At 57.6% G+C, this 504-nt stretch carries 1 protein-coding gene; it reads right to left on the bottom strand.

Annotation, left to right across the window (positions count from 1 at the left end; genetic code table 11):
- Positions 1-504 (bottom strand): WD40 repeat domain-containing protein (locus B9T16_RS29295; protein WP_410246458.1); only part of this gene is annotated, 504 nt, incomplete at both ends.

Here is a 504-nt window from a genome sequence, read left to right as displayed (position 1 = left end):
CGTTTCCCGTCSGGGGCGATCGCCACTGCATTTACCACGCTACTATGCCCAGAGAGGGTAGCGAGTTCCCTCCCCTGCTCCAAATCCCACAGTTTCAGGATTTTATCCCAGGATGCAGACACCGCTCGTTTCCCGTCGGGGGCGATCGCCACTGCATTTACCGAGCCACTATGCCCAGAGAGGGTAGCGAGTTCCCTCCCCTGCTCCAAATCCCACAGTTTCAGGATTTTATCCCAGGATGCAGACACCGCTCGTTTCCCGTCGGGGGCGATCGCCACTGCTGTTACCACGCTACTATGCCCAGAGAGGGTAGCGAGTTCCCTCCCCTGCTCCAAATCCCACAGTTTCAGGATTTTATCCCAGGATGCAGACACGGCTCGTTTCCCGTCGGGGGCGATCGCCACTGCATTTACCGAGCCACTATGCCCAGAGAGGGTAGCGAKTTCCCTCCCCTGCTCCAAATCCCACAGTTTCAGGATTTTATCCCAGGATGCAGACACCGCT

The organism is Arthrospira sp. PCC 8006, from assembly GCF_046480465.1.
GTDB classification, from domain to species: domain Bacteria; phylum Cyanobacteriota; class Cyanobacteriia; order Cyanobacteriales; family Microcoleaceae; genus Limnospira; species Limnospira platensis.
Note: the sequence above shows the minus strand (reverse complement) of the source record. Positions and strands in the feature narration are given on the sequence as shown.